Annotated in this window: 7 protein-coding genes; 2 read left to right on the forward strand and 5 right to left on the reverse strand. The window is 66.8% G+C overall.

What is annotated here, in order from left to right; genetic code table 11:
* Window positions 1-75: 75 nt before the first annotated feature.
* From QRO93_RS01210 to QRO93_RS01230, 5 genes are all read right to left on the reverse strand, one after another.
* A complete protein-coding gene (locus QRO93_RS01210; RefSeq protein ID WP_053449283.1) occupies window positions 76-825 on the reverse strand; it encodes a cytochrome c1 in 750 nt (249 codons plus the stop codon).
* Entirely contained in the window at window positions 818-2,077 is a 1,260-nt protein-coding gene (locus QRO93_RS01215; RefSeq protein ID WP_006429450.1) for a cytochrome bc complex cytochrome b subunit, read from the reverse strand. The genes QRO93_RS01210 and QRO93_RS01215 overlap by 8 nt, the downstream gene beginning before the upstream one ends.
* Entirely contained in the window at window positions 2,077-2,697 is a 621-nt protein-coding gene (gene petA / locus QRO93_RS01220; protein WP_004151998.1) for a ubiquinol-cytochrome c reductase iron-sulfur subunit, read from the reverse strand. Before petA ends, QRO93_RS01215 begins: the two co-directional genes overlap by 1 nt.
* Window positions 2,698-2,889: 192 nt before the next feature.
* Window positions 2,890-3,819 carry a lytic transglycosylase domain-containing protein gene (locus tag QRO93_RS01225; RefSeq protein ID WP_285303906.1) on the reverse strand — a complete coding sequence of 310 codons (930 nt, stop codon included), beginning with the start codon at window positions 3,817-3,819 and terminating at the stop codon, window positions 2,890-2,892.
* A gap of 46 nt (window positions 3,820-3,865) precedes the next feature.
* Window positions 3,866-4,834, reverse strand: a complete 969-nt coding sequence (locus QRO93_RS01230; RefSeq protein WP_053449281.1) for a YafY family protein — start codon at window positions 4,832-4,834, stop codon at window positions 3,866-3,868.
* An 80-nt stretch (window positions 4,835-4,914) separates the two neighbouring features.
* On the opposite strand from QRO93_RS01230, the gene QRO93_RS01235 reads away from it, so the two are divergent.
* On the forward strand, window positions 4,915-5,535 hold the full coding sequence (locus tag QRO93_RS01235; protein WP_008264796.1) for a glutathione S-transferase family protein: 621 nt from the start codon (window positions 4,915-4,917) through the stop codon (window positions 5,533-5,535).
* 106 nt (window positions 5,536-5,641) lie between these two features.
* Window positions 5,642-7,057 carry a tRNA (N6-isopentenyl adenosine(37)-C2)-methylthiotransferase MiaB gene (gene miaB, locus QRO93_RS01240; protein ID WP_180879809.1) on the forward strand — a complete coding sequence of 472 codons (1,416 nt, stop codon included), beginning with the start codon at window positions 5,642-5,644 and terminating at the stop codon, window positions 7,055-7,057.
* Window positions 7,058-7,085 lie beyond the last annotated feature (28 nt).

Genomic DNA, 7,085 nt, shown 5'->3' on the forward strand with positions numbered 1-7,085 from the left:
GCGGTCGACTCCTCCCCGAGTGTGCAACCGACCATCACAAAAGCCAATAGGCCCGTGCGATGGCCGGCCGCAGAATCAGTGAACGTCCTTCCAGTATTCCTTCTTCAGCAGGTACAACAGGAAGGTCAGCAGGGCCAGGAACAGGATCACCCACACGCCCAGCTGCTGCCGCTTCAGCGCGGCCGGCTCGCCGGCGTATTCGAGGAAGTTGGTGATGTCCCGCACGGCCTGGTCGTACTGGCCGGCATCGACCGAACCCGGTGTTTCAATCTTGAGCCCGGTCACCGGCGGGTCCATGCCCGGCGCCTCGGGCTTGCCGTGCACGGCATGCTGCAGGCCCTGCATCTCCCACAGCGGGTTGGGCATGGACGCGTTGGCAAACAGCGCGTTGTTCCAGCCCAGTGGCCGGCTGCTGTCCAGGTAGAACGACTTGAGGTAGGTGTAGACCCAGTCACTGCCCCGCACACGCGAGATCAGGCTGAGGTCCGGCGGCATCTTGCCGAACCATTTCTCTGCATTCTCCTTGGGCATCGCCACCGGAATCGGGTCGCCGATCGCCGAGCCGGTGAAGTTGAGGTTGTTCATCACCTCTTCCTCGGTCAGGCCCAGGTCCTGCGCCATCCGCGAATAGCGCAGGTACTTCAGCGCGTGGCAGCCGGAGCAGTAGTTCATGTACAGCTGCGCGCCGCGCTGCAGCGATGCGCGGTCACCGAGGTCGTTGCCGGCCTGCAGCAGCTTGGTGCCGCCCTCGGCGGCGGAGGCCAGGAAACTGCCCAGCATCAGGGTGGCCGCCAGGGCCAGCCGGACCATCCAGCGCTCAGTCATGCGTGGTCACCCTCTCCGGTACCGGCTTGGTCTTGTCCAACCTTGTCCATAGCGGCATGGTGATGAAGAACGCGAAGTACAGGAAGGTCAGCACCCGCCCGATGTAGGTCTCGTGCACGTCGGTGCCGGGGCCGGAACCGATCACGCCCAGCCACACGAAGCACACCGCCAGCACGCCCAGCATCACCTTCGAGATCCAGCCGCGGTAGCGCACCGACTTCACCCGCGCCTTGTCCAGCCACGGCACCAGGAACAGGATCGCGATGGCAGAGAACATCACCAGCACGCCGCCCAGCTTGTTCGGCACCACGCGCAACATCGCGTAGTACGGCGTGTAGTACCAGACCGGCTTGATGTGTTCCGGGGTGACCAGGCGGTTGGCCTCGGTGAAGTTGTCGTGCTCCAGGAACAGGCCGCCGAAACCGGGCGCGAAGAAGATGATGAAGGCCGCGATGATCAGCAGGAAGCCGGCGCCAACGCCATCCTTGAGCGTGTAATACGGGTGGAACGGAATGCCATCGGCCGGGGCATTCGGCGACCAGCGGTTGCCCTTCGGGCCCTTCTTGATCTCCACGCCATCCGGGTTGTTCGAGCCCACTTCGTGCAGCGCGCCCAGGTGCAGCACCACCAGCAGCAGCAGCACCAGCGGCAGTGCGATGACGTGCAGCGCGAAGAAGCGGTTGAGCGTGGCGTCGCTGGGCAGGTAGTCGCCCATGATCCATTCGGTCAGGCCGTTGCCGATCACCGGTATCGCGCCGAACAGCGAGATGATCACCTTGGCGCCCCAGAACGACATCTGGCCCCACGGCAGCACGTAGCCCATGAAGGCTTCGGCCATCAGCACCAGGTAGATCAGCATGCCGAGGATCCACACCAGCTCGCGCGGCTTCTGGTAGCTGCCGTACAGCAGGCCGCGGAACATGTGCAGGTAGACCACGATGAAGAACAGCGAGGCCCCGGTGGAGTGCATGTAGCGGATCAGCCAGCCCCACTCCACGTCACGCATGATGTATTCGATGGAACCGAACGCCTCGGCGGCGTTGGTCTTGTAGTGCATCGTCAGGAAGATGCCGGTGACGATCTGGTTGACCAGCACCAGCAGCGCCAGCGAACCGAAGTAGTACCAGATGTTGAAGTTCTTCGGCGCGTAGTACTCGCTGACATGCTTGCGGTACACCGGCATCAGGCCCGGCGCGCGGGCATTGACCCAGTCGGCGACGCCGCTGGCGGTACGGCTGAGGATATTGGCCATCAGGCAGCCCCCTGCGGATCGACACCGATGATGATGGTGTTGTCGTCCTGGTAGTGGTGCGCGGGCACCTTCAGGTTGATGGGCGCCGGCACGTCCTTGAAGACGCGGCCGGACATGTCGAAGCGCGACTTGTGGCAGGGGCAGAAGTACCCGCCCTTCCACTGCGGGTCGTAGGGCTCGGGCCGGATCTCGGCGACCATTTCAGGCGAGCAGCCCAGGTGCGTGCACAGGCCGACCAGCACGGAGATGTCCGGCTTGATCGAGCGCAGCTCGGGATTCTGCTTCAGCACGTAGTCCGGCTGCTGGTCCTTCTCGCCGGACTCGGGGTCCTTGAGGCGGCCATCCAGTCCGTGCAGCGCATCGAGGATCGCCTTGGACCGCTTGACGATCCAGATCGGCTGGCCGCGCCATTCCACGATCAGGCGTTGGCCTTCCTGCAGGGCGCTGATGTCGGCCACCACCGGTGCGCCGGCAAGCTTGGCGCGGGCACTGGGGTTCCAGGACTTGATGAAAGGAACTGCGGTGAATCCGACGCCGACGGCGCCCACCACGGCTGTGGTGGCAGAAAGAAAACGCCGACGTCCGGTGTTGACTGGATCGTGTACCCCATCGTTGGCCATCCGGCACTCCGATATTGATTAGGTAGCTTTAAGGCTGCCAGCGGATCCGGTGGGGGCCAGAGCCGCATTGAATCTTGGACGAGTGTAGCGGAACCGTCGCGCGCCACACAACGCACTGCAACAATCTTTTGAAGGCGTGCCGACTGACAGTCGGCACCTACCATTTAGAGCGTGCCGACCCACGGTCGGCACCTACTGGTGGCTCAAGGCACTGCGGTAGCGGTCGGCCAGCTGCCCGACCCGGCGCACGTAGTACTGGGTTTCACTGTAGGGTGGCACGCCGCCGTGGCGGTCGACCGCGCCCTCGCCCGCGTTGTAGCCGGCTGCCGCGAGGGTCAGGTTGCCATTGAAGCGTTTCAGCAACCATGCCAGATACTGCACGCCGCCGCGGATGTTCTGCCCGGCGTCGTAGGAATCACTGACGCCGAAGCGGGCGGCAGTCGGTGGCATCAGCTGCATCAGGCCCTGCGCACCGGCACGGCTGAGCGCGGTCGGGTTGTAGGCGGATTCGGCGTGGATGATCGCGCGCACTACGGCCTCCTCAACACCGAACTCGCGCGCGGCCGAGGTGATCTCGCTCTGGAACGCCGTGGTGTTCAGGCGCACCGTGCCGAAGTCCACGCGCGGATTGACCCCGCAGGCGTAGCAGCGCTCCATGAAGCTGTAGCGGATGGTCCGCACCGGGCCCAGGTTGGCCACCTGGGTCGGCCGCGCACTGGTGTAGTGGCGCACGCCATCCTTCATGAAGGAATAGACCTGGCCGCTGACCATCCGCCCACCGCGCGAGGCGGTTGCGGCCGTGGCCACGGAAGCGGGTGCAGGTGCGGGTGCGGGTGCAGCCACTGCGGGCGTCGCAGCACTGGCCGCGACGGCAACCGGATTGCGCTCGATGCTGGCCACGGTGGTGGCTGGCGCGGGTTTCGGCGCGGCCACCACAGGGCGCGGCGCCGGTCGGGTATCGCGGCTGTAGCTGATGCTGCTGCAGACGGCGCCGGCCACGCGCTTGCTCACATAACTGGTGACGCCGTCGGCGCCCTGGCACTTGTACAGGGTTCCGGCGCTGGCCGGCGCAGCGGTCAGCGCAGCGATGATGATCGCCGTTGTCCCCAGTATCCCCTTCATGGCGGCGAGTGTCCCAGCTTCGCCGGGGCTTGCCAAGCGACGTGGCTCAGGCTGTGACCGACGGCACAGCCAGCAGCTGGCCCAGGCCCGCCAGGCGCTGCGCCAGTTCGTCGCGCAGCTCCGGGGGCGTGGTCCACAGCGCCACGGGCACGCGGTCCAGGCTGAGGATCTGCGCCAGCATCATGCCGCGGCTCTCGGCCCCCATCCGCAGCAGGCAATGGTCGGTGCCATCGGCCTCCAGTACCCCGCACCACGGCGGAATCCGGCCTTCCAGCTCGGAATGGCTGCCGGCCAGGCGCAGGATGGCCTGCAGCGCGAACGGCGCCTGGCTGACGGCCTGCCGCACCATCACATCCGGCGGCGCCGGGGTGCGCCGATGCAGGCCCGGCTCGGTGCATTCGCGCACCGCGCCCATCCGGTCCACGCGCAGGGTTCGCCAGTCCTGGCGGCCCAGATCCCAGGCCAGCAGGTACCAGCGGCGGCCATAGTTGACCAGATGCTGGGCTTCGACCTCACGCTGGGTGACCGCGTCCTGCGCACTGCGGTACTCGAAGGCCAATCGCGACGCCTGCCGGCAGTGCTGGGCCAGCCGTCCGAGCAGGCGTGCATCGGTGGCGGGCAGGTCCGACAGCGTGGCGGTGGCGGCATGCACCTCGCCGGCCTGCTGGCGACGACGGGTTGGCACCAGCGGATCCAGCTTGGACAACAGGCCGCGTGCGGTGTCGTCGATGCCGGCGACAGTGGCCGAGGCCGCGCGCAGGGCGATGGCCAGGGTGGTTGCTTCCTCTTCGTCCAGCAGCATCGGCAGTACCGGCGCACCGGCCCCCAGCTGGTAGCCGCCGCCGACTCCGGCCGAGGCCTGCACCGGGTAGCCCAGTTCGCGCAGGCGCTCGATGTCGCGGCGGATGCTGCGCCGGTCCACGCCCATGCGTTCGGCCAGCTCGGCCCCCGACCACTGGCGGCGGGCCTGCAACAGGGCGATCAGGCGCAGCAATCGATGGGCGGTATGGCGCATGAAGGATCGAGGACAGAAGTCGTCCGCAATAGTGCCCCAGGATGGCCTCCAGTTCACCACCCACCGCAAGGAGCAATGCCATGACCTCACGCCAGATCACCCTGTACCACGCCGCCCGTTCACGCTCGAGCGGCGCCGTGGCCCTGCTCGAAGCGCTGGGTGCCGACTACCGCATGCAGGTGCTGGACCTGAAGGCCGGCGCCAACCTGGCCCCGGCCTACCTGGCCATCAACCCGATGGGCAAGGTGCCGGCCATCGTCCACAACGGTGCGCTGGTGACCGAACAGGTGGCGATCTACCTGTACCTGGCCGACCTGTACCCGGAAGCGGGGCTGGCACCGCCGATCGGTGACGCCCTGCGCGGGCCCTACCTGCGCTGGATGGCCTTCTACGGTGCCTGCTTCGAGCCGGCGATGATCGACAAGGCGATGCACCGCGAGCCGCCGCCGCGCCTGATGTCGCCGTACAACGACGCCGAGACCGTGCTGCAGGTGATCGAGGCCCAGCTGGCGCAGGGACCGTACCTGCTGGGCGAGACGATGAGCGCCGCCGACGTGCTGTGGGGCAATGCGCTGGCCTGGACCAGTGCCTTCGGCCTGGTGCAGCCGGCACCGGCAACGGCCGCCTACATCGAACGGATCAGCGCGATGACGGCGTTCGACCGCTCGCGGCAGATCGACGCGGAGCTGGCGGCGGCGTAATCGCGTCGCGCCCCCGCCGGGGCCGACCAGCCACCGGCGGACGGCGGGAGGGCCGGGATGCGGGTAGAATTGCCGGCTTTCCCGCCACCCGAATGGATTAAGCGCCATGACCGGGACGCCAGACGTCTTTCCGCCCGCCCCCGGCGGTACCCCGCTCGTTGCCCTGCCCGCCGGTCCGCGCAAGCCCGACCAGGTGAAAGGCAAGCTGTACATCAAGACCCACGGTTGCCAGATGAACGAGTACGACTCGGCCAAGATGGCCGACGTGCTTGCCGCCAGCGATGGCCTGGAACTGACCGACAGCCCCGATGACGCCGACGTCATCCTGGTCAACACCTGCTCCATCCGCGAGAAGGCGCAGGAGAAGGTGTTCAGCCAGCTGGGCGTGTGGAAGGGCCTGAAGAACAAGGGCCGTGAAGTGATCATCGGCGTGGGCGGCTGCGTCGCCTCGCAGGAAGGCGAGGCGATCATCAAGCGCGCGCCGTTCGTGGACCTGGTGTTCGGCCCGCAGACCCTGCACCGCCTGCCGGAACTGATCCGTGCCCGCCGCGAGCAGAAGCGCCCGCAGGTGGACATCAGCTTCCCCGAGATCGAGAAGTTCGACCGCCTGCCCGAGCCGCGCGCCGAGGGCGCCTCGGCCTTCGTGTCGATCATGGAAGGTTGCTCCAAGTACTGCTCGTTCTGCGTGGTGCCCTACACCCGCGGCACCGAGGTCAGCCGTCCGTTCGAGGATGTGGTGGTGGAAGTGGCCCAGCTGGCCGCGCAGGGCGTGCGCGAGATCAACCTGCTCGGGCAGAACGTCAACGCGTACCGCGGGCCGTATGGCGATGGCGAATTTGCCGACCTCGGCCTGCTGATCCGCACCATCGCCGAGATCGACGGCGTCGGCCGCATCCGCTTCACCACTTCGCACCCGCTGGAGTTCAACGATTCGCTGATCGACGCGTTCCGCGACGTGCCGCAGCTGGCCAACTTCCTGCACCTGCCGGTGCAGGCCGGCAGTGACCGCGTGCTGTCAGCGATGAAGCGCGGCTACACCGCGCTGGAATTCAAGTCGAAGATCCGCAAGCTGCGCGCGGTGCGCCCGGACATCTCGATCAGTTCGGACTTCATCGTCGGCTTCCCCGGCGAGACCGATGCCGATTTCGAGAAGACCATGAAGCTGATCGAGGACATCGGCTTCGATCACAGCTTCTCCTTCATCTATTCGCGCCGACCGGGAACGCCGGCCGCGGACCTGGAGGACACGATCAGCGATGCGGAGAAGCACGCGCGCCTGTCGCGCCTGCAGGAGCGGATCAATGCGCACGCCGCCGGCATCTCCGAGAAAATGGTTGGCACCGTGCAGACCGTGCTGGTGGAAGGCCCCTCGCGCAAGAACCCGAACGAGCTGACCGGCAAGACCGAGAACATGCGTTCGGTGAACTTCCCGGCGCCGGCGCGGTTGATCGGCCAGTTCGTGGACGTGGTGATCACCGAGGCGCTGACCAATTCGCTGCGCGCACGCGTGGTGGCGGAGTAAGGCGTGGCGACCAACCGTCGGCACCCCC

The sequence above is a fragment of the Stenotrophomonas maltophilia group sp. Smal17 genome (assembly GCF_030237045.1).
Taxonomy (GTDB): Bacteria; Pseudomonadota; Gammaproteobacteria; order Xanthomonadales; family Xanthomonadaceae; genus Stenotrophomonas; species Stenotrophomonas forensis.